A 1665-nucleotide genomic window follows, 5' to 3' on the forward strand; every position below is an offset into this window, starting at 1 on the left:
CGGAGACGGAGTGGAGGGCAGGTGCGGACATGACGTCACTGTCCCACGCCCGTATCCCCCCGCTCCATGGTGTTTTCCCCCGGAAGAGCTGCCGTGTTTACCCCCGCCCTTGGGGCAGGATGGCACCATGCCGACCTCCCGTATCGCCGTCACTGGTTCCTCCGGACTCATCGGAGCGGCGCTCGTGCGCTCGCTGCGCGCCGACGGGCACGAGGTGGTCCGCCTGGTGCGCCGGCCGGCCAGGTCCGGGGACGAGGTGGCGTGGGACCCGAAGCGGAGTTACGTGGACGTGGCCGGGCTGGTGGGCTGCGACGCGGTCGTCCACCTGGCCGGGGCCGGGGTCGGTGACCGGCGCTGGACCGACGCCTACAAGCAGGAGATCCGCGACAGCCGGGTGCTGGGCACGTCCGCCATCGCGGAGGCCGTCGCCTCGCTCGACACCCCGCCGAAGGTGCTGCTCTCCGGCTCGGCCATCGGCTTCTACGGCGACACGGGCGACCGGCCCGTGGACGAGAGCGCCCCGCCCGGGGACGGTTTCCTGCCCTCCGTCTGCGAGGAGTGGGAGGCCGCGACGGCCGCCGCCGAGGAGCGGGGCATCCGCACGGTGCACGCCCGCACCGGACTGGTCGTGGCCCGCGAGGGCGGGGCGTGGGGGCGGCTGTTCCCGCTCTTCAAGGCGGGGCTCGGCGGGCGGATGGGCAACGGGCGGCAGTACTGGAGCTTCATCGCCCTGCACGACCACGTCGCGGCCCTGCGCCACATCCTGGACACCGAGTCGCTGACCGGCCCGGTGAACCTGACCGGGCCCGACCCCGTCACCAACGCCGAGGTGACCGCCGCGATGGGCCGCGTACTGCACCGCCCGACGCTGTTCACCGCCCCCGCGCCCGCCCTGCGGATCGCGCTCGGGGAGTTCGCCGGCGATGTGCTCGGCAGTCAGCGGGTGATCCCGGGGCAGCTGCTGGACTCGGGCTTCTCGTTCGCCTTCCCCGGCATCGACGCGGCGATCCGCGCGGCCCTGCGCTGAGCCGGGGCCCCACGCACGCACCCGTTCACTCGCTCACTCAGGGCCCTCTGTGCGACCCCGTGCCCCGGTGCTCCCGGCCACGCGCGTCTGACCCACTATCAGCCATCCTCCTAACCTCGATGCGAACTCCGGCATTCCGGGGACCTGTTGGGGGCAAGAGCCCCCCACCAGTCGCACCGACTCGGGGAGGGGCTTGTGCGCAGCACGGCACATCACGCGGACGTGATCATCATTGGGGCCGGGATCGCCGGCCTCTCAGCGGCCCATCTGCTGACCGGCGCCGGAGTCGGCGTCGGTGTTCTGGAGGCGGCCCCCACCCCGGGCGGCCGACTGGCCACCGACGAGGTGGACGGCTTCCGGCTCGACCGGCTCGGCCCCCTGCTCTGCACCGCCTGGCCGGAGCTGACCTCCACGCCCGGGCTGGGCACCCCGGAGCTGCGGGAGTTCGCCTCCGGAGTGCTGGTGCACAGCGAGGGCCGCCGCCACCGCACCGCCGACATACGGAGCGCAAGGGGCGCACTCAGAGCCGTACGCACCCGGGCGAGCGCCCCCCACGATCCGCCGGGCGGGTACGGGAGCCAGCTGCGGCTCGAGTCCCGGGGTGGGCTCGGCGCCCGGAGCACGGCGCTCCAGAACAC

At 73.8% G+C, this 1665-nt stretch carries 2 protein-coding genes; both read left to right on the plus strand.

Features of this window, described 5'->3' with window-relative positions:
• Positions 1 to 127 precede the first annotated feature (127 nt).
• The gene (locus AB0M27_RS47690) at positions 128 to 1027 is read left to right on the plus strand and encodes a TIGR01777 family oxidoreductase (RefSeq protein WP_103416231.1); all 900 of its coding nucleotides are present in this window, start codon (positions 128 to 130) and stop codon (positions 1025 to 1027) included.
• Between the two features lie 195 nt (positions 1028 to 1222).
• Positions 1223 to 1665, plus strand: a 443-nt coding sequence (locus AB0M27_RS47695) for an NAD(P)-binding protein (RefSeq protein WP_365732447.1), incomplete at its 3' end; no start/stop codon positions are given.

The sequence above is a fragment of the Streptomyces sp. NPDC052107 genome (assembly GCF_040680215.1).
In the GTDB taxonomy this organism is placed as follows: Bacteria; Actinomycetota; Actinomycetes; order Streptomycetales; family Streptomycetaceae; genus Streptomyces.

What these genes read in the sequence shown, in the direction of transcription:
- AB0M27_RS47690 (WP_103416231.1), top strand. Translation starts at nt 128, where the DNA reads ATGCCGACCTCCCGTATCGCCGTCACTGGTTCCTCCGGACTCATCGGA.